This window comes from Streptomyces sp. IBSBF 3136 (genome assembly GCF_036815105.1).
Taxonomy (GTDB): domain Bacteria; phylum Actinomycetota; class Actinomycetes; order Streptomycetales; family Streptomycetaceae; genus Streptomyces.
The window spans coordinates 1-18,520 of the sequence record NZ_JAJSZC010000159.1 but is presented as its reverse complement, the minus strand read 5'-3'; the positions used below and the strand labels follow the sequence as shown (position 1 = coordinate 18,520).

Sequence of the window (18,520 nt, the reverse complement as noted above, 5' to 3'; positions counted from 1 at the left end):
ATCGCCGTACCCACCGGCGTGAAGTTCTTCAACTGGATCGGCACCATGTGGAAGGGCTCGCTGTCCTTCGAGACACCGATGCTCTGGGTGCTGGGCTTCCTCGTCACGTTCCTGTTCGGCGGGCTGACCGGCGTGATGCTCGCCTCGCCGCCGCTCGACTTCGCGACCTCCGACAGCTACTTCGTGGTGGCCCACTTCCACTACGTCGTCTTCGGCACGGTCGTGTTCGCGATGTTCTCCGGCTTCCACTTCTGGTGGCCGAAGATGACCGGCAAGATGCTGGACGAGCGCCTCGGCAAGATCACCTTCTGGACGCTGTTCGTCGGCTTCCACGGCACCTTCCTGATCCAGCACTGGCTGGGTGTGGAGGGCATGCCGCGCCGTTACGCCGACTACCTGGCGGCCGACGGCTTCACCGCCCTGAACACGATCTCGACGATCAGCTCCTTCCTGCTCGGCCTGTCGATCCTGCCGTTCCTCTACAACGTGTGGAAGACGGCCAAGTACGGCAAGCCGGTCGGCGTGGACGACCCGTGGGGTTACGGCCGTTCGCTCGAGTGGGCGACCTCCTGCCCGCCGCCGCGGCACAACTTCCTCACCCTGCCGCGGATCCGCAGCGAATCCCCGGCGTTCGACCTGCACCACCCCGAGATCGCCGCCCTTGAGCAGCTGGAGCACGCCGGTCACGGCAGCGCCATCTCGGGCAGCAAGGAGGCCGACAAGTGAAGATCCAGGGCCGGATGTTCATCTGGCTGAGCTTCTTCCTCCTGGTCATGGCCGTCGTGTACGGCGTGTGGTCGAAGGAGCCGGCCGGTACCACGGCGCTCTTCCTGGCCTTCGGCCTGAGCATCATGGTCGGCTTCTACCTGGGCTTCACCGCCCGTCGGGTCGACGCCGGTGCCCAGGACGACAAGGAGGCCGACGTCGCGGACGACGCGGGCGAGCTGGGCTTCTTCAGCCCGCACAGCTGGCAGCCGCTCGCCCTCGGCGTCGGCGGCGCGATCGCCTTCCTCGGTGTCGCGGTCGGCTGGTGGCTGATCTACTTCGCCGCCCCGATCATCATGATCGGCCTGTTCGGCTGGGTGTTCGAGTACTACCACGGTGAGAACCGCACCCAGTAGCGACGCACCGAACGAAGCGGGAGCCCGGACCCTCCGTCAGGAGAGTCCGGGCTCCTGCCTTTGCCGCAGTGTCCGTCCCCCATAAGGGTTAGGTGCCGCGCCAGTAAGCTCTCCGTCTCATAACGTGATCGTATGAATCACTCTCCGCGGACCCGTTCCGTCGTCGGCTGCGCCTTGCTGGTGACCGTCCTCGGCGTGGGCGTCACCGCCTGCGGTTCGGACGGCAATCCCCTGTCGGCCAGGCCGTACGACGCAGCGGACCAGATCTCCTTCAACGGCCCCACCGAAGCGGGTGCACGGGTCGACCCGGACAAGCCCCTGGAGATCACCGCCAACGGCGACGACGGCCGGATCACCGACGTCACCGCCCAGGACTCCACAGGGCGTTTCGTGGCCGGCGAACTGGCCGCCGACGGCAGCCGCTGGCACAGCACCTCCCCGTTGGCCGCCAACGCCCACTACACGGTCTCGGTGAGCACGGAGGACGACGACGGCGCCCCCGGCCGCAAGGTCCTCAGCTTCGACACCAGCCGGCCGACCAGCAAGAAGCAGCTGGCCGTCACCTTCGGCCAGAAGCCGGGCGAGTACGGCGTCGGGCAGCCCATCACCGCCCTGCTCGACCAGGGCATCAAGGACAAGGCCCAGCGTGCCGTGGTGGAGCGCGCCCTGCGGGTGGACTCCGTGCCGGCCGTCCAGGGCTCCTGGTACTGGGTGAGCGACAAGGAACTGCACTACCGCCCCAAGGACTACTGGCCCGTGCACGCCACGATCCAGGTGCACAGCAACCTGGACGGGGTGCGCATCAGCGACCGGCTGTGGGGCGGCAAGGCCAAGTCCGTGAAGATCACCACAGGGGACCGGATCGAGGCCGTCACGGACGCCTCGACCCACCAGCTGACGTTCTACGAGAACGGCAAGGAGGTCGAGCAGGTCCCCGTCACGACCGGCAAGCCCGGCTTCGAGACCCGCAACGGGGTCAAGGTCGTACTGGAGAAGCAGTACTTCGTACGGATGCGCGGTACGACCGTCGGCATCGCCGAGGGCAGTTCCGACTCCTACGACCTTCCGGTGTACTACGCCACCCGGGTCACCTGGTCGGGCGAGTACGTGCACGCCGCCCCCTGGTCCGTCGGCTCCCAGGGCTACGCCAACGTCAGCCACGGCTGCACCGGTATGAGTACGTCCAACGCCGAGTGGTTCTTCGACCACATCCACGAGGGCGACATCGTCAGGGTCGTCAACTCCGAGGGCGACCCGATGGAGCCCTTCGGCAACGGCTTCGGCGACTGGAACCTCGACTGGAACAAGTGGCGCGCCGGCAGCGCGCTCGGCAACGGCACCCCGGACGGCCCCGCGCCCCAGGACGCCCTGCGCCTGCAGCCCACGGCGGTGTGAACGCCGCACGGCGCGCGAGGACGCGCGACGGGGCCCTGCCGGGCCTCCGCCGCGCGTCCTCGCGCGTCACGGCCTTTCCTAGGCGCTCAGCAGCCTCTTGCGGCGCAGCTGGGCGGCCAGCGCGGCGGCGAACTCCACCGGGTCGACCGGCAGGGTCACCGCCGCGTCGGCCCGGCTCCAGGTGGCCAGCCACGCGTCCTGGGGGCGGCCCATGAGCAGCAGCACCGGCGGGCAGTTGAACACCTCGTCCTTGATCTGCCGGCACACCCCCATGCCTCCCATCGGCACGGCCTCGCCGTCGAGCACGCAGACGTCGATGCCGCCCTTGGCGAGCTCGCGCAGTACGGCCTCGGGCGTCGCGCACTCGAGGAACTCGACCTGGGGGACATCGGGGGCGGGCCGGCGGCCGGAGGCCAGCCGCACCTGCTCCCTGGTGTTGGAGTCGTCGCTGTACACCAGCACCGTGGCGGTCGGCTGCATGCGTCCTCCGAGACGTCGGCGTCGTACGGGCAGGGCCGTTCGGGCCGGATGTTACTCCCCTGAACACCACGTCAACACCGGTTCGGCGGGCAGCAACACTCCGAACGGCACCCCCCGGAGTGAGGGCGGGATAAGCGACCGACATAATGTCGGTCGTGGCGACAGCAACGACAGTAGAAACCGGGCACGCGCACCCGTCGGTCAACCGGCCGAACCTCACCAGCGTCGGAACCATCATCTGGCTGAGTTCCGAGCTGATGTTCTTCGCGGCCCTCTTCGCGATGTACTTCACCCTCCGGTCGGTGACCGGACCGGCGTACTGGGCGGAGCAGGCGCACGCGCTCAATGTGCCCTTCTCCGCGACCAACACCACGATCCTGGTGCTCTCCTCGCTGACCTGTCAGCTCGGCGTCTTCGCCGCCGAGCGCGGGGACGTGAAGAAGCTCCGTGGCTGGTTCATCCTCACCTTCATCATGGGTGCCATCTTCATCGGCGGTCAGATCTACGAGTACACGGAGCTGGTGAAGAAGGACGGGATCTCCCTGTCCTCCGGCCCGTACGGCTCGGTGTTCTACCTGACCACCGGTTTCCACGGCCTGCACGTGACGGGCGGCCTCATCGCCTTCCTGCTGGTCCTCGGCCGCACCTACGCGGCGAAGAGGTTCACCCACGAGCAGGCGACGGCGGCCATCGTCGTGTCCTACTACTGGCACTTCGTCGATGTGGTCTGGATCGGCCTTTTCGCCACGATCTACCTGATCAAGTAGCCGGGACCGCTCCCGCACATCCAGAAGCATCGACGCAGAAGATCCTGACACCGGGGTAATCCGTGAAAAAGCTCTCCGCACGACGACGCCATCCGCTGGCGGCGGTCGTCGTCCTACTCCTCGCGCTGGCGGCCACTGGGGGGCTGTACGCCGCGTTCGCGCCCGCGAGCAAGGCCCAGGCCGATGAATCCTCCCAGTCCCTGACCATCAAGGAGGGCAAGAAGCTCTACGAGGTCGGTTGCGCCAGCTGCCACGGCACCGGTGGCCAGGGCTCGTCCGACGGCCCCAGCCTGGTCGGCGTGGGCGCCGCGGCGGTCGACTTCCAGGTCGGCACGGGCCGCATGCCCGCCGCCACCTCGCAGGGCCCGCAGGTCCCAAAGAAGAAGAACATCTACACCCAGGCCGAGATCGACAAGCTCGCGGCGTACATCGCCTCGCTGGGTGCCGGTCCCACGGTGCCGACGAAGGAGCAGTACGGCCCGGACGGCGCGGACATCGCCAAGGGCGGCGAGCTGTTCCGCACCAACTGCGCGCAGTGCCACAACTTCACCGGCAAGGGTGGTGCTCTCACCAAGGGCAAGTTCGCGCCGACGCTGGAAGGCGTCGACCCGAAGCACATCTACGAGGCCATGCAGACGGGCCCGCAGAACATGCCGTCCTTCCCCGACACCACGCTGACGGAGAAGAACAAGAAGGACATCATCGCGTACCTGCACGCGGTGGACAGCGACCAGACGACCAACCCCGGCGGCATGGAGCTGGGTGGCATCGGGCCGGTCAGTGAAGGTCTGTTCGCCTGGATCTTCGGTCTCGGCGCGCTGATCGTGGTCGCCGTCTGGGTCGCCGCTCGGACCGCAAAGGCCAAGAAGTCATGAGTAGCCAAGACATTCCAGAAGAGAACCTGCCCGCTGAGCAGGGCCACGCGCACGGCGCCGTGAGCGTCGCGGACGAGGAGAACCCGTTCGCGGACCCGGGGCTGCCGCCCCACGAGCCCCGGATCCAGGACATCGACGAGCGTGCCGCAAAGCGGTCCGAGCGCGTCGTCGCCCTGCTGTTCACGGTGTCGATGCTGGCCACGGTCGGCTTCATCGTCTCGTACGTGTCCATCCCGCACGACAAGTCGATCTTCGTCTTCCCGATCGGGCACGTCAGCGCGCTGAACTTCGCGCTCGGCCTGACCCTCGGTGTCGCGCTGTTCTGCATCGGCGCGGGCGCGGTCCACTGGGCCCGCACCCTGATGTCCGACGTGGAGGTCGCCGCCGAGCGTCACCCGATCGAGGCCCCGCCGGAGGTCCGCGCGCAGGTGCACGCCGACTTCCGCGAGGGCGCGAAGGAGTCGGCCCTCGGCCGCCGCAAGCTGATCCGCAACACGATGTTCGGCGCGCTCACCCTGGTGCCGCTCTCCGGCCTCATGCTGCTGCGCGACCTCGGTCCGCTGCCGGGCACCTCCCTGCGGCACACCCTGTGGGCCAAGGGCAAGCTGCTGGTCAACATGAACACGAACCAGCCGCTGCGTCCCGAGGACGTCGCCGTCGGTTCGCTGACCTTCGCCAAGCCCGAGGGACTGGAAGAGACCCAGGAGGACTTCCAGAACGAGATCGCCAAGGCCGCCCTGATGATCATCCGGATCCAGCCGGACAACATCAAGGACAAGCGCGAGCTGGCATGGTCGCACGAGGGCATCGTCGCGTTCTCGAAGATCTGCACCCACGTCGGCTGCCCGATCTCCCTGTACGAGCAGCAGACGCACCACGTGCTGTGCCCGTGCCACCAGTCCACCTTCGACCTCTCCGACGGTGCCCGAGTGATCTTCGGCCCCGCCGGTCACGCCCTGCCGCAGCTCCGCATCGGCGTGAACGACGAGGGTTACCTCCAGGCGCTCGGCGACTTCGAGGAGCCCGTCGGTCCTGCATTCTGGGAGCGCGGATGAGCACCAACGAGAACAACGAGCGACGCGGCAAGGCGCCGGCCGGCGAGCGGATCGCCGACTGGGCCGACGGCCGGCTGGGGATCTACTCCCTGGCGAAGTCGAACATGCGGAAGATCTTCCCCGACCACTGGTCGTTCATGCTGGGCGAAGTCTGCATGTACAGCTTCCTCATCATCATCCTGACCGGTGTCTATCTGACGCTGTTCTTCCACCCGTCGATGAACGAGGTGGAGTACCACGGCAGCTACGTCCCGCTCCAGGGACAGCTGATGTCCGAGGCGTTCAACTCGACCCTGCACATCTCCTTCGACGTGCGCGGTGGTCTGCTCATCCGGCAGATCCACCACTGGGCCGCGCTGATCTTCCTCGCCGGCATGTTCGTGCACATGATGCGCGTGTTCTTCACCGGCGCGTTCCGCAAGCCGCGTGAGATCAACTGGCTGTTCGGCTTCCTGCTGTTCGTCCTCGGCATGTTCACCGGCTTCACCGGTTACTCGCTGCCGGACGACCTGCTCTCCGGCACCGGTGTCCGCTTCACCGAGGGCGCCATCCTGTCGATGCCGATCGTCGGAACGTACATCTCGTTCTTCCTCTTCGGCGGTCAGTTCCCCGGTCACGACTTCGTCGCCCGGTTCTACTCGATCCACATCCTGCTGCTGCCGGGCATCATGCTCGGCCTGATGGTGGGCCACCTGATCCTGGTCTTCTACCACAAGCACACGCAGTTCGCGGGTCCCGGAAAGAGCGAGAAGAACGTCGTCGGCATGCCGCTGCTGCCGGTGTACATGGCCAAGGCGGGCGGCTTCTTCTTCCTGGTCTTCGGTGTGATCGCGGCGATCGCCGCGGTGACCCAGATCAACCCGATCTGGGCCATGGGCCCCTACCGGCCCGACCAGGTGTCCACCGGCGCCCAGCCCGACTGGTACATGGGCTTCGCCGAGGGTCTGGTCCGCTACATGCCGGGCTGGGAGATCAACTTCTGGGGTCACACGCTCGTCCTGGGCGTGTTCATCCCGCTGGTGCTCTTCGGTCTCGTCCTGGCGGTCATCGCGCTGTACCCGTTCCTGGAGTCCTGGGTCACCGGCGACAAGCGCGAGCACCACATCCTGGACCGTCCGCGCAACGCCCCGACCCGTACCGCGTTCGGTGCGGCCTGGGTGACCGTGTACATGGTCGGCCTGGTCGGTGGTGGCAACGACCTGTTCGCCACCCACTTCCACCTGTCGATCAACGACGTCACCTGGTTCGTCCGGATCTCCTTCTTCGCCGGACCGGTCCTCGCGTTCATCGCCACCAAGCGGATCTGCCTGGGTCTGCAGCGCCGCGACCGTGACAAGGTGCTGCACGGTCGCGAGACCGGCATCATCAAGCGGCTGCCGCACGGCGAGTTCATCGAGGTGCACGAGTCGCTCAGCCAGGAGGCGCTGCACACCCTCACGGCTCACCACCAGTACGAGCCGGCCCAGATCGGTGAGACGGTCGACGAGAACGGTGTCGAGCGCAAGGTGACGTCCGCCGAGAAGCTGCGCGCCAAGCTCAGCCACTCCTACTACGGAGGGGACAACCAGATCCCGAAGCCCACCGTCGAGGAGTACAAGGAGATCACGAGCGGCCACGGCCACCACTGATCCCGGCGTCGCCACGCCACGACGAAGGGCCCCGTCCGGCTTACGGACGGGGCCCTTCGCCCTGTCCGGGGCTGGATAGGGTGGCACCACACTCTTCTTTCACGACACCAGGAGCGTCAGATGAACGCTGTGACCCCCGCTGGAGGCGACACCGCGGCGGGCCGCTCCTGGCCCGTCCTGCTGAACGGCCTGCTGGACGGCCACGACCTCTGCGCCGACGACACCGCCTGGGCCATGGACCTGATCATGCGCGGGGAGGCGACGGACGCCCAGATCGCCGGGTTCATGGTGGCCCTGCGGGCCAAGGGCGAGACGGTGCAGGAGATCACCGGCCTCGTGCGGACCATGTACGAGCACGCCAACGTCATCGAGGTGCCCGGCCCGGCCGTCGACATCGTCGGGACCGGCGGTGACGGCGCCAAGACGGTGAACATCTCCACGATGTCGTCCATCGTCGTCGCCGGCACCGGAGCCCGGGTGGTCAAGCACGGCAACCGCGCCGCGTCCTCCGCCTCCGGCTCCTCCGACGTGCTGGAGAAGCTCGGGATCAATCTGCACCTCACCCCGAAGCGGGTCGCCGAGGTCGCCGACGAGGCCGGCATCACCATCTGCTTCGCGGTGAAGTTCCACCCGTCGCTGCGTCATGTCGCCGCGGCGCGCGGCCAGTTGGGCATCCGGACCACGTTCAACGTGCTCGGCCCGCTGACCAACCCGGCCAAGGTGCGCGCCCAGGCGGTCGGGGTCGCCGACCCGCGCATGGCGCCGATCGTGGCCGGGGTGCTCGCCGAGCGCGGCAACTCCTCCCTGGTGTTCCGGGGCGACGACGGCCTGGACGAGCTGACGACCACGTCCACCTCCCGGGTGTGGGTGGTCCGCGACGGCAAGGTCGCCGAGGAGCGCTTCGACCCCCGGGACGTCGGCATCGACCTCGTCCCCGTGGAAGCGCTGCGCGGCGCCGACGCGGCGTACAACGCCGAGGTCGCCCGGCGCCTGCTGGACGGCGAGCGGGGCCCCGTCCGGGACGCCGTGCTGCTGAACTCGGCGGCGGCCCTGGTCGCCCTCACGCCGGGCGACGCGCCTCTGGCGGACCAGCTGCGCGCCGGCATGGCGAAGGCCGCCGAGTCCCTCGACTCCGGCGCCGCCAAGCGGACGCTGGAGCGGTGGGTGGCCGCCAGCAACGCCTCCTAGGGCCTGTCCGGAGGCGACCGGTCGGCGTCCCGCGATCCGGACTCGGGTTGCGGGGCGCCGATCACTTCGCGTACGTTCCCGTACCAGGTCATGAGTGACAGTCATGAGGCCCCGGCCGACTGTCCGGCAACCCTCCGTCCGTGGCGGGGTGCCCCGGGTGAGGACCAGGTCGTGGGCAGCGAGGTCCGCGGCAAGCGCGGACCCCTCGAGAAACCAGGGGTCCTGGTCGTCGAGGAGCCTTCCGTGAGCAAGCGAATGCGATAGGGCCGCCGAGCCCCGCCTCCGCACACCCTTCTTCTTTCCTTCCGTACGCGCCGCGCCGTACGTCCTCACGGGAGCTCCCCATGTCTGTCCTCACCGCTGCCGCCGACCAGTCCGTTTGTGCCCCGCTGCCCGTTCTGGGACGGGATGTCACCGTCCCGCTCGTCACCGGTGGCGAGGTCACCTACGCCGCGCTCGACTACGCGGCCAGCGCCCCCGCCCTCCAGCGCGTCTGGGACGACGTGGCCGCCTACGCGCCGTACTACGGCAGCGTCCACCGCGGGGCCGGCTACCTCTCGCAGCTCTCCACCGACCTGTTCGAGAACGCCCGCCGCACGGTCGCCGAGTTCCTCGACTGCCGTCCGGCCGACCAGGTGGTCTTCACCCGGTCGACCACGGACTCGCTGAACCTGCTCGCCCGCGCCCTCCCGGCCGACTGCCAGGTCTTCGTCTTCGAGACCGAGCACCACGCCTCCCTGCTGCCCTGGCGGGACGCCCAGGTCACCTTCCTCGACGCCCCGCGCACCCCGCGGCAGGCCGTCAAGACCCTGGAGCGGGCGCTGGCCGACCGTGCGCCCCAGGGCCCGGCCCTGGTCTGCGTCACCGGCGCCTCCAACGTGACCGGCGAGCTGTGGCCGGTGCGCGAGCTGGCCGCCGCGGCCCACGCGCACGGAGCCCGGATCGTGCTGGACGCCGCCCAGCTCGCGCCGCACCACCCGGTGTCGGTACGGGAACTGGACGTGGACTGGGTCGCCTTCTCCGGCCACAAGCTGTACGCCCCGTTCGGCTCCGGCGTACTGGCGGGGCGCGCCGACTGGCTGGCCGCGGCCGCCCCCTACCTCGCGGGCGGCGGCGCCAGCCGCAAGGTCAGCCGGCGCGAGGACGGGGGAGTGGCCGTGGAGTGGCACGAGAGCGCCGCCCGGCACGAGGCCGGCTCGCCGAACGTCATCGGCGCCTACTCCATCGCCTCCGCCTGCAAGGCGCTCACCGAGGCCGGCTTCGACACCCTGGTCGCCCGCGAGCAGCACCTGATCGACACGGTCCGCGCGGGCCTGGCCGAGGTGCCGCAGGTCAGGATCCTCTCCCTCTTCGGCGACGACGCCCCGCGCGTCGGCGTGATCTCCTTCGTCGTCGAGGGCTGGAACAGCTCCCACTTCGCCGCCGCGCTCTCCGCCGAGTACGGCATCGGCGTCCGCGACGGCCTGTTCTGCGCCCACCCGCTGGTACGCACCCTGCTGGGCGCCGACCCGGGGACCCAGGGCGAGTGCGGCGCCCCCGAGGCCGCGCCGGGCGAGAAGTCCCTGAACGCCATCCGGGTCAGCTTCGGCGCGGGCACCCCGGACGAGCACGTCGAGCGTTTCGTGCGGGCGGTCCGCGAACTGGTCAGGGACGGCGCCAAGTGGCGGTACCGCACCGAGGACGGCCGCTGCGTCCCGGCCGTCTGACGGCTCCGGGCGAGCGGGGCAGGGGGGCGGCCGCGCCCGCCCCCCTGCCCCTGTCGGCGTGACGGGCTAGTTGTCCAGCCCGATCGCGAACGCGGCCTCCAGGTCGTGCTGTGAGTAGGTGCGGAACGCGACATGCGTGTCGGTGCCCTCGACGCCGGGGATCTTGCTGATCCGGCCGGGGATGACCTCGGCGAGGTCCTCGTGCTGCCCCACCCGGACCATGGCGATCAGGTCGTAGGTGCCCGTGACGGAGAAGACCTCGCTGACGCTGTCCAGCGAGGCGATCTGCTCCGCGATCTCGGGGATCCGGTCCACGCTGGTCTTGATCAGGACGATCGCGGTGATCACGACTGGTTCTCTCCCTCAGGTGCCGGAGCCGCTGCGGACTTCACTCTAGTCGCCCCTCCGTCCGCCACCACCGCCGCCGCGGAGCCCCTGCCCCGGCCCCGCTCCCGTCCGTAGCGCAGCCACGCGTAGCCGAAGCCGAGGCCGAAGCCGACCAGGTGGGCGAGATAGGCCACCCCGGGCCCCGAGCCGGAGCTGCCCGCCGCGAGCCACTGCAGCGCCGCCCAGAACGGCAGCACCACCCAGGCCGGGAAGCGCATCGGCAGGAAGAACAGGAAGGGGAGGAGACTGGTCACACGGGCGCGGGGGAAAAGGTAGAGGAACGCTCCGAGGACCGCCGAGATCGCCCCGGAGGCGCCCACCAGCGACTGCTCGGAGGCGGCGTTGGCGGCCGCGTAGCCCAGCAGGGCCAGATATCCGCAGCCGACGTAGAAGAGGGTGAACTCGACCCGGCCCATCCGTTCCTCGGTCATGATCCCGAAGACGAAGAGGAAGAGCATGTTGCCGAGCAGATGCACCCAGCTGCCGTGCACGAACAGTGCGGTGGCCGGGGTGAGCGCCTCCCGGACCGGGCGGTGGAACAGGTCGGCCGGCACCACGCCCCAGTGCCGGAAGTACGCCCGCTGCGCGGCGAGCAGGGCGTCCCCGGCGCCGTAGGCCACCGTCAGCCCCGAGGCCGGTCCGAGGACGAAGAGCAGGGAACACAGGACGATGAGGGTGTACGTGGTGGGTGCGGAGGCGCCCCGGACCGCCCTGAGTGTCCTGCCGGCCGCCGTGCCCCACGTGCTGATCATGACTACAGAGCATGACGTAACGGGACGCAGCCTGACAGACCGCCTCGCCGCCGTGGACGGACGGGCGGCGAGGACCCGGCAGGCCGTAGGGTTACGAGCCACACGCGTCGTGGAGCGGCGCGGACCGACCCGAGAAGGAAGCGAACAGGCACGATGACGGTTCCCCTGCCGACCGCCACGACGCGATGGCGCTGCACCCTCTGCGGCAATCTGACCCGCTTCGACGTCACCCGCTCGTCGAAGGTCGTCGAGTACGTCCACCTCGACCTCGCGGGCGAGCCGAACGTGGAGGAGCGCGAGGTGGTCAGTGAGACCATCGAGTCGGTCCGCTGCCGCTGGTGCAACGCGGTGGACCAGGTGGAACTCGTGGACAGGCCGGGCGCCGGCTCCTGAGCGGAGCGGGCCCCGTACAGGTATTGGGGTGTGACGGATGGTGGAGACCGCAGGCGGGGGGCCGGGCGACGGCACCGCTGAGGTGCTTGACCGTCCGCTGCCCGACGGTGTGCGCCGGCGGGTCGTGCAGATCGTCTCGGACGGCTTCGGCGGCCTGACGATGGCGGAACTGCCCGCCCAGCTCAGACAGTACGCCCGCTTCACCCCGACCCGGCGGGCGAAGTTCGCCGGGAACGCGATGGCGGCCGCGCTGGAGACCGAGGCGCTGTTCCGGCAGCGGATCGGGGAGAAGCTCAGAGAGGCGCAGCCGGAGCTCTCCGGCGCCCTCGACTCCGGCTCGCCGCCCCCGGCCGCGGATCCGCTCGACGTGGCGGCCGCGGCCTATGTTCTGCGCCCGGCGGGCTGGGTGAAGCTGGTCACCGCGGCCGGCGAGGAGGCCCAGCGCGCGGACGCCGAGCGGGCCGACGAGGAGAGCCGGGCCGAACTGGAGCGGATGCGCGCGGAACTGGACCGGTCCCGGGAGCAGACCCGGACCGAGACCGAACGGCTGCGCGCCGAACTGGAGTCGGCGAAGCGGGAGGCGGAGGCGCTGCACCGCAAGCTCCGGGCGGCCCTCAGTGACGTCAAGCGCGGCGAGGCGGCCCTGCGCAGGGTGCACGGCGAGATCGACGCCGTGCGCGCCGAGGGGGCCGCGCAGGTGTCGGTCGCGGAGAGCGAGAGCAGACGGCTCAAGGCACGCCTCGGCGAGGCCGAGGCGGCGCTGGAGGCCACCCGCCGGGCGGTCCGCGAGGGCCGCAGCGTCGAGGACATGCGGGTACGGCTGCTGCTGGACACCCTGCTGGACGCCGCCCAGGGCCTCAGGCGCGAACTCGCCCTGCCGCCGGTGTCGATGCGCCCGGCGGAGACCGTGGACGCGGTCGAGCCGGGGCGCATGACCCCGAAGGACATCGCGGCCCGGGCGCTCTCCGAGAACGACCCCGCCATCCTCGACCAGTTGCTCGCGCTGCCGCAGGCGCATCTGGTGGTCGACGGCTACAACGTCACCAAGACCGGCTATCCGCAGATGCCGCTGGAGAAGCAGCGGCTGCGCCTGCTCGGGCAGCTCTCCGCGCTCGCGGCGCAGACCGGGGCCGAGGTGACGTGTGTCTTCGACGGCGCCGAGCTGGCCGCGCCGGTGCTGCTCGCGCCGCCGCGCGGGGTGCGGGTGCTGTTCTCCAAGCCGGGGGTCACGGCCGACGAGCTGATCCGTCAGCTCGTGCGCGCGGAGCCGCCGGGCCGTCCGGTCATCGTCGCGTCGACCGATCGGGAGGTGGCCGACGGGGTCGCCCGGGCGGGTGCCCGTCCCGTCGCCTCTGCGGTACTTCTGAAGCGACTGTCCTGAACGTGCAACGCGCATATGCAATGCCCGAATTGACCGAACCGTCACGCAACGTAGTGTCAATCGGGCATCACCGCACGTGAGTTAAGTGCAAAGAATGCATTGCGTGACGGGTTTTTTGCCGCGAGGATTTGAAGTGATCACAGCGAGGTCACTAGGGTCTGGCCTCGAACCTCCGAACGGGTGATCACTCACAAGAAGGAGTTCGTCCTCAGTGGCGTCCCATCGTCGACCCAAGCAGCCGAGCCGCACGCGTGTCACCGTGCTGACCACCGCAGCCGCCGCTGCCGTCGCGCTCAGCGCGAACGCCGCCGACGCCGCGCCGGGCGAGAAGCTCGGCAAGGACGAGGTCAAGGCGAAGGTCGACAAGCTCTACGAGCAGGCGGAGCAGGCCACCGAGAAGTACAACGGGGCCAAGGAGAAGCAGCAGAAGCTGCAGAAGGAAATCTCCACGATCCAGGACAACGTCGCCCGCGGCCAGCAGGAGCTCAACAAGCTCCGCGACGGCCTGGGTTCCATGGCCACCGCCCAGTACCGCTCGGGCGGCATCGACCCCTCGGTGCAGCTGTTCCTGTCCTCCAACCCGGACGACTACCTCGACAAGGCCTCCACGCTCGACCAGTTGAGCAGCCAGCAGGTCGAGGCGCTGAAGAAGATCCAGGACAAACAGCGCGAACTCGCCCAGGAGCGCGCCGAGGCCACCGAGAAGCTCAAGGACCTGGCCGCCACCCGCACCGAGCTGGGCAACAAGAAGAAGGAAGTCCAGGGCAAGCTCGCCGAGGCGCAGAAGCTCCTGAACACCCTGACCGCCAAGGAGAAGGCGGCCCTCGACGCCGAGCAGGCCCGCGCCAACCGCTCCTCCACCGAGCGCGTGGACCTCAAGGACGCCCCGCCCGCCTCCGGACGCGCCTCGGCCGCCTTCGCGGCCGCCCAGAGCCAGATCGGCAAGCCGTACGTCTACGGCGCCACCGGCCCGTCCTCCTTCGACTGCTCGGGCCTGACCTCCTGGGCCTACGCCCAGGCCGGCGTCTCCATACCGCGCACCTCCGAGGCGCAGGCCAACGCCGGCACCCGGATCTACAACCAGTCCGACCTCAAGGTCGGCGACCTGGTCATCTTCTACGGCGACATGCACCACGTCGGCCTGTACGCGGGCAACGGCCAGGTGCTGCACGCGCCGCACACCGGTGCCGTGGTCCGCTACGAGGCGATGGGCAACATGCCGTTCCAGTTCGGCGTCCGCATCTGAGCCCCGCGACACCGGCCAGGAAGCGCCCGAACGGGCGAATCCGGTGAACCGGAACTGACTCCACGCCCCGCCGTTGACCTGCGTCACCGGCGGGGCGTCAGTGTGTGTTGACGCCGCGGTCTTTGGCCGGGGGCCGTCCGCACGGCTACTGTCTGGCGCGTTTCCCCGGCGCTGGGGCCTCCCCGTCCCCGGCGCCGGGGAACGGTCCTCCGTCCGCCAGCAGAAGGACTGCCATGGGGTCCCATCGCCGTCTTCCACCGTCCGGGTTCAACCGCGGCGCGGGCGCCGCCCTGTGCGCGCTGTCGGCCGCGGCCGCCGCACTCGGCGCCGTACCGGCCGACGCAGCGCCGCACGACGGCACCCGTGCCGAGGTGGACCGCCTCTACGAGGAGGCCGAGCGGGCGACCCAGGCCTACGACAAGGCGGACGAACGGGCCGACACCCTGCGCCGGGAGGTCAGGGACGCCCAGGACCACATCGCCCGCCAGCAGCAGCGCGTCAACTCCCTGCGCGAGCGGCTGGGTTCGCTGGCAGGCGCCCAGTACCGCTCGGGCGGCATCGATCCGACCGTCGCCCTGCTCTTCTCCGACGACCCCGGCGACTACCTCGACAAGGCGGCCACCCTCGACCGCATCGGTGCCCAGCAGGCCGGGCAGCTGCACGAGTTGCGGTCCGCGCTGCGCGAACTGGCCCAGGAGCGGGCCGAGGCGGAGGACAAGCTGTCCGCCCTGGAGCAGAGCCGCAAGGCGGTCGCCACGCACAAGCGGACCGTGGAGCGCAAGCTCGCCAGGGCCCGCCGGCTGCTGGAGTCCCTGCCCGCCGCCGACCGCGCCGCCTACGGCCGGGCCTCCCGCGCCGGCCGCGGCGACCTGCCCGGCCTGGCCGACCTGACCGGCTCCGCAGCGCCCGACGCCCGTGCGGCGGCCGCCCTGGCCGCCGCCCGTTCCGCCCTGGGCCGCCCCTACGTGTGGGGCGCGACCGGCCCCTCCGGCTTCGACTGCTCGGGCCTGATGCAGTGGTCGTACGCGCACGCGGGCATCCACCTGCCGCGCACCTCGCAGGAGCAGCGGCTGGCCGGCCGGCGGGTCCCGCTGTCCCAGGCGCGGCCGGGCGACCTGGTGGTCTACCGCTCCGACGCCAGCCACGTGGCCATGTACGTCGGCAACGGGCAGGTGATCCACGCGCCCTACCCGGGTGCGCCGGTGCGCTACGACCCGGTCGGGATGATGCCGGTCTCCTCCGTGACCCGCCCCTGACGTCCGGCCCGGCGCCGTACGATCGAGAAATGGCTCACGGCGGACGGGCGGGGCGCGCGCGGCGGGTGTGGCGCGCCGCGGCGGCGGGGCTCTGCCTGCTGCTCGTACCGCCCCTGTCCGGCTGCGGCGGGCGGACGGCGGCGGACTCGGCGCGGGCCGAGGTGCAGCGGGTGCTCGACCGGCGGTCGGCGGCCCTGCTCGGGCACGACGAGAAGGCGTACGGCACCACGGGCACCCGGACCGGCTACGTCCGGCTGCGCGCGCTGCCGCTGGCCTCCTGGAGCTACCGGGTGACGGCCGTGCACCGCGCGGGCACGGGCTCCACCGCCGACGCGGAGCTGCGCTACCGGATCGCCGGCTACGACCGGTCCTCGGTCAGCGTCCCCCGCACCCTCGCGCTCAGCCGCACCGCCGACGGCGGGTGGTACGTCACCGCCGACAAGCCGGCGGGCGGCGCCGGGCAGCAGCTGTGGGACCAGGGCGCGGTGTCCGCCGTGAAGGGCGCCCACAGCCTGGTCCTCGGGACCGGCCGGAGCACCGCCGACCTGCGCGAGTACGCCCGGCTCGCGGACCGCGCCGTGCCGGCCGTCTCCCAGGAGTGGGGCACCCGCTGGACGCGCCGGGTCGTCGTCCTCGTCCCGGGCTCGCTGTCGGGCATGGCGGCCCTGCTGGGCTCGCCCGCCTCCAACTACCGGGGCATCGCCGCCGTCACCACCGGCGAGGCGGGCGGCTCGGGCCGGGCGCCCGCCGACCGGGTGGTGGTGAACCCGGAGGCGTACGCCATGCTCGGCCGCGTCGGCAAGCAGGTCGTTTTCACCCACGAGACGACCCATGTGGCCACCCGCGCGGACACCGGCGCCGCCACCCCGCTGTGGCTCTCCGAGGGCTACGCCGACTGGATCGGCTACCTCGGCACCGGCCGCACGCCCGCCGAGGCCGCACCGGAACTCGCCCGCGCGGTCCAGGACGGGCACGTGCCGCCGGCCCTCCCGGCCGACAAGGACTTCGGCTTCAGCAGCGAGCCGACCCACCTCGCCCAGGCCTACGAGGGCGGCTGGCTGGCCTGCCGGATGATCGCCGACGACTGGGGGCAGGCGAAGCTCGGCGCCTTCTACCGGGCCGTCGGCGCCCACCCGCGGCGGGCGGGCGCGGTCGAGGACGCGCTGCGGAAGGTGCTCGGCACCACGCCCGGCGCGTTCACCGCCGAGTGGCGCGCGTACGTGCGCGGCCAGCTGTCCTGACCGGCCGGCCACCGGTCAGCGGCACCGGCGCCCAGGACACCCAGGACACCCGGGTCCGGCTGGGTCCGCTGGGTCCCCAGCGTCTTCAGACGGGCCGGCCGAGCACCGCGAGGGCCTCGCGCAGCCACTCCCGTTCGGCCGTGCCGGTGGCCCGGGCGACCCGCAGCATGCCCTGCCGGAACAGGTCGCCGGCCTCCTCCGCGGGCACCGGCTCGCCGTCGCGGTGGAAGAAACTGCTCGGCGTCTCCAGGAAGTCCAGGCGGCGGCGCAGGACGGCGGCCTGTTCGGCGGGGTCGGGCAGGTGCCGCAGGAAGGCCAGGACCGTGTTGAAGCGGACCTGGTCGGTGATCTCGGTCTGCCGGGGGCCGCGCAGCCGTTCCAGCAGGTCCGCCCGGCCCTTCGCGGTCAGCGACAGCACCCGGCGCGGGGCCGCGCTCACCCCGTCCTCGGTGCGCTGGTCGAGCAGCCCGGCGGCGACGAGCCGGTTGATGGCCGGGTAGAGGGCGCCGTCGCTGACCGGGCGGACATGGCCGCTCAGCGCCCTGATGCGCTCCTTGAGCTCGTAGCCGTGCAGGGGTTCCTCGGCCAGGAAGCCCAGGATCGACAGCTCCAGCACGGTGACTCCTCCCGGCTCCTCCCACAGCGGACGCGGTAGGCATGCTAGCGGTGGCGCCGGTGTCAGCGGACCCGGGTCTCCCGCGCGGGGGCCGTCCGGCGCGGCCCCGGGGGTACGGGCGCGGGCGGGGCCGTGGACCGCCACAGCGCACGGGCCGCCGTCAGGGAGGCGGCGAGCAGCAGGCCGTTGCGGAGCAGCAGCAGAAGCACGCCGTGGAAATCGCCGGCCACGACGTGCTCGAAGCCGACCGGGAACTCCAGGACCGTCAGCGGGCAGGCCGGCAGGATCAGCACGGCCGGCGCCGCCATGCGGCTGGTCCGGGAGCACAGGCACACCGCGGCCAGGCCGACCAGCCACACGAGGTACTGCGGGCTGATCACCCGGCTGGAGACGGTGAACAGCAGCACCGCCGTGAAGGCCGCGTCGGCGAGCGTCTGCGCCGTGAGCCGGGCCGCCCGCAGCCGCCACAGCACCAGCCAGCCGAGGGCGGCTCCGGTCAGTGCCAGCGCGGCGCCGCTGACCAGGGCGACTCCGGGGCCGAGGAACTCGACCGACCCGTAGTTGAGCAGCACCGCGCCCGGCCAGCCGAAGTGCCGGGCCACGTGGAGGACCAGGCCGCCCAGCGACTCCACCTCGGTGCCCCGGTCCCGCTGGAAGCCGAGGAAGGCGAACGCGCCGGGTGCGGCCGCCGCCGACAGGGCCGCGAGGCCCGCCGCGGTCAGCGCGGCCGCCGCCCACGCCCGCCGTGGGGCGCCCGCGAGGAGCAGCGCGGGCCACACCTTCAGCAGCGCGCCGAAGGCCGCCAGCGCACCCATCAGCCGGGGGCGCCGGACCCCGGCGAGCAGCGCCGCCACGGCCACCGCGGTCACCATCAGGTCGTAGCGGGCGTACACCGTCGGGCCGAGCAGCGGCACACCCGCCACCCAGGCCCAGGCGCCCCGCGGCGACCGGCCCGGCCGGCAGCCCGCCCACAACACCAGCACGAGGACGGCCAGGTCGGCGAGGCAGACCAGGGCGAAGAATGCGTGCGGGT

At 71.0% G+C, this 18,520-nt stretch carries 19 protein-coding genes and 1 riboswitch; of the genes, 14 read left to right on the top strand and 5 right to left on the bottom strand.

Going from position 1 to position 18,520, the window contains the following annotated elements; all coding sequences use genetic code 11:
• The 3 genes from V7E45_RS28060 to V7E45_RS28050 form a co-directional block, all read left to right on the top strand.
• On the top strand, window positions 1-726 hold a 726-nt coding region (locus V7E45_RS28060), incomplete at its 5' end, for a cytochrome c oxidase subunit I (protein ID WP_333776998.1).
• Window positions 723-1,121 carry a cytochrome c oxidase subunit 4 gene (locus tag V7E45_RS28055; RefSeq protein WP_133922066.1) on the top strand — a complete coding sequence of 133 codons (399 nt, stop codon included), beginning with the start codon at window positions 723-725 and terminating at the stop codon, window positions 1,119-1,121. The genes V7E45_RS28060 and V7E45_RS28055, both read left to right, overlap by 4 nt.
• A 132-nt stretch (window positions 1,122-1,253) precedes the next feature.
• Complete coding sequence (locus tag V7E45_RS28050; protein ID WP_333776995.1) at window positions 1,254-2,516, top strand: L,D-transpeptidase; 1,263 nt, start codon at window positions 1,254-1,256, stop codon at window positions 2,514-2,516.
• A 78-nt stretch (window positions 2,517-2,594) separates the two neighbouring features.
• Here the strand turns inward: V7E45_RS28050 and V7E45_RS28045 are convergent, their stop codons facing one another.
• A complete protein-coding gene (locus V7E45_RS28045; RefSeq protein ID WP_333776994.1) occupies window positions 2,595-2,996 on the bottom strand; it encodes a hypothetical protein in 402 nt (133 codons plus the stop codon).
• Between the two features lie 146 nt (window positions 2,997-3,142).
• Here V7E45_RS28045 and ctaE point away from each other — a divergent pair, with 146 nt between their 5' ends.
• The 6 genes from ctaE to V7E45_RS28015 all read left to right on the top strand — a co-directional run bounded on the left by ctaE (window position 3,143) and on the right by V7E45_RS28015 (window position 10,215).
• Complete coding sequence (ctaE, locus tag V7E45_RS28040) at window positions 3,143-3,763, top strand: aa3-type cytochrome oxidase subunit III (protein WP_020939548.1); 621 nt, start codon at window positions 3,143-3,145, stop codon at window positions 3,761-3,763.
• 62 nt (window positions 3,764-3,825) lie between these two features.
• Window positions 3,826-4,638 (top strand): cytochrome bc1 complex diheme cytochrome c subunit, encoded by an 813-nt coding sequence (gene qcrC / locus V7E45_RS28035; protein WP_333776993.1) that lies wholly within the window; start codon window positions 3,826-3,828, stop codon window positions 4,636-4,638.
• The gene (qcrA, locus tag V7E45_RS28030) at window positions 4,635-5,693 is read left to right on the top strand and encodes a cytochrome bc1 complex Rieske iron-sulfur subunit (RefSeq protein ID WP_333776991.1); all 1,059 of its coding nucleotides are present in this window, start codon (window positions 4,635-4,637) and stop codon (window positions 5,691-5,693) included. The genes qcrC and qcrA overlap by 4 nt, the downstream gene beginning before the upstream one ends.
• Window positions 5,690-7,321, top strand: coding sequence for a cytochrome bc1 complex cytochrome b subunit (gene qcrB, locus V7E45_RS28025; protein ID WP_333776990.1), 1,632 nt, complete (start codon window positions 5,690-5,692; stop codon window positions 7,319-7,321). Before qcrA ends, qcrB begins: the two co-directional genes overlap by 4 nt.
• Before the next feature lie 120 nt (window positions 7,322-7,441).
• Window positions 7,442-8,509 carry an anthranilate phosphoribosyltransferase gene (gene trpD, locus V7E45_RS28020; RefSeq protein ID WP_333776989.1) on the top strand — a complete coding sequence of 356 codons (1,068 nt, stop codon included), beginning with the start codon at window positions 7,442-7,444 and terminating at the stop codon, window positions 8,507-8,509.
• An 86-nt stretch (window positions 8,510-8,595) separates the two neighbouring features.
• A riboswitch (SAM riboswitch) is annotated at window positions 8,596-8,712 on the top strand.
• A gap of 141 nt (window positions 8,713-8,853) precedes the next feature.
• Complete coding sequence (locus V7E45_RS28015; RefSeq protein WP_333776988.1) at window positions 8,854-10,215, top strand: aminotransferase class V-fold PLP-dependent enzyme; 1,362 nt, start codon at window positions 8,854-8,856, stop codon at window positions 10,213-10,215.
• A 66-nt stretch (window positions 10,216-10,281) separates the two neighbouring features.
• Here the strand turns inward: V7E45_RS28015 and V7E45_RS28010 are convergent, their stop codons facing one another.
• Both V7E45_RS28010 and V7E45_RS28005 read right to left on the bottom strand, forming a co-directional pair.
• Complete coding sequence (locus V7E45_RS28010; protein WP_333776987.1) at window positions 10,282-10,563, bottom strand: Lrp/AsnC family transcriptional regulator; 282 nt, start codon at window positions 10,561-10,563, stop codon at window positions 10,282-10,284.
• Window positions 10,560-11,354 (bottom strand): rhomboid family intramembrane serine protease, encoded by a 795-nt coding sequence (locus V7E45_RS28005; protein WP_333776986.1) that lies wholly within the window; start codon window positions 11,352-11,354, stop codon window positions 10,560-10,562. Before V7E45_RS28005 ends, V7E45_RS28010 begins: the two co-directional genes overlap by 4 nt.
• Before the next feature lie 153 nt (window positions 11,355-11,507).
• Here V7E45_RS28005 and V7E45_RS28000 point away from each other — a divergent pair, with 153 nt between their 5' ends.
• The 5 genes from V7E45_RS28000 (at window position 11,508) to V7E45_RS27980 (ending at window position 16,871) form a co-directional block, all read left to right on the top strand.
• Window positions 11,508-11,747, top strand: coding sequence for a hypothetical protein (locus V7E45_RS28000; RefSeq protein ID WP_020939540.1), 240 nt, complete (start codon window positions 11,508-11,510; stop codon window positions 11,745-11,747).
• A gap of 37 nt (window positions 11,748-11,784) precedes the next feature.
• Window positions 11,785-13,128: an NYN domain-containing protein gene (locus tag V7E45_RS27995; RefSeq protein WP_333776985.1), complete on the top strand. Its 1,344-nt coding sequence runs from the start codon at window positions 11,785-11,787 to the stop codon at window positions 13,126-13,128.
• 211 nt (window positions 13,129-13,339) lie between these two features.
• Window positions 13,340-14,374: a C40 family peptidase gene (locus tag V7E45_RS27990; RefSeq protein WP_333776984.1), complete on the top strand. Its 1,035-nt coding sequence runs from the start codon at window positions 13,340-13,342 to the stop codon at window positions 14,372-14,374.
• A gap of 233 nt (window positions 14,375-14,607) precedes the next feature.
• Window positions 14,608-15,630 (top strand): C40 family peptidase, encoded by a 1,023-nt coding sequence (locus tag V7E45_RS27985; RefSeq protein WP_333776983.1) that lies wholly within the window; start codon window positions 14,608-14,610, stop codon window positions 15,628-15,630.
• Between the two features lie 29 nt (window positions 15,631-15,659).
• Complete coding sequence (locus V7E45_RS27980) at window positions 15,660-16,871, top strand: hypothetical protein (protein ID WP_333776982.1); 1,212 nt, start codon at window positions 15,660-15,662, stop codon at window positions 16,869-16,871.
• Between the two features lie 85 nt (window positions 16,872-16,956).
• On the opposite strand, the gene V7E45_RS27975 is transcribed toward V7E45_RS27980, so the two are convergent.
• A complete protein-coding gene (locus V7E45_RS27975; protein ID WP_333776981.1) occupies window positions 16,957-17,487 on the bottom strand; it encodes a PadR family transcriptional regulator in 531 nt (176 codons plus the stop codon).
• Window positions 17,488-17,549: 62 nt separating this feature from the next.
• Window positions 17,550-18,520: glycosyltransferase 87 family protein (locus V7E45_RS27970; protein ID WP_333776980.1), on the bottom strand; the 971-nt coding region annotated here is incomplete at its 5' end.

Excerpts from the sequence above, each read along its gene's own strand:
- V7E45_RS28050 (WP_333776995.1), top strand. The coding sequence starts at position 1,254 with ATGAATCACTCTCCGCGGACCCGTTCCGTCGTCGGCTGCGCCTTGCTG.
- V7E45_RS28045 (WP_333776994.1), bottom strand. The coding sequence starts at position 2,996 with ATGCAGCCGACCGCCACGGTGCTGGTGTACAGCGACGACTCCAACACC.
- ctaE (WP_020939548.1), top strand. The coding sequence starts at position 3,143 with ATGTCGGTCGTGGCGACAGCAACGACAGTAGAAACCGGGCACGCGCAC.
- qcrA (WP_333776991.1), top strand. The coding sequence starts at position 4,635 with ATGAGTAGCCAAGACATTCCAGAAGAGAACCTGCCCGCTGAGCAGGGC.
- qcrB (WP_333776990.1), top strand. The coding sequence starts at position 5,690 with ATGAGCACCAACGAGAACAACGAGCGACGCGGCAAGGCGCCGGCCGGC.
- trpD (WP_333776989.1), top strand. The coding sequence starts at position 7,442 with ATGAACGCTGTGACCCCCGCTGGAGGCGACACCGCGGCGGGCCGCTCC.
- V7E45_RS28015 (WP_333776988.1), top strand. The coding sequence starts at position 8,854 with ATGTCTGTCCTCACCGCTGCCGCCGACCAGTCCGTTTGTGCCCCGCTG.
- V7E45_RS28005 (WP_333776986.1), bottom strand. The coding sequence starts at position 11,354 with ATGATCAGCACGTGGGGCACGGCGGCCGGCAGGACACTCAGGGCGGTC.
- V7E45_RS28000 (WP_020939540.1), top strand. The coding sequence starts at position 11,508 with ATGACGGTTCCCCTGCCGACCGCCACGACGCGATGGCGCTGCACCCTC.
- V7E45_RS27995 (WP_333776985.1), top strand. The coding sequence starts at position 11,785 with ATGGTGGAGACCGCAGGCGGGGGGCCGGGCGACGGCACCGCTGAGGTG.
- V7E45_RS27985 (WP_333776983.1), top strand. The coding sequence starts at position 14,608 with ATGGGGTCCCATCGCCGTCTTCCACCGTCCGGGTTCAACCGCGGCGCG.
- V7E45_RS27980 (WP_333776982.1), top strand. The coding sequence starts at position 15,660 with ATGGCTCACGGCGGACGGGCGGGGCGCGCGCGGCGGGTGTGGCGCGCC.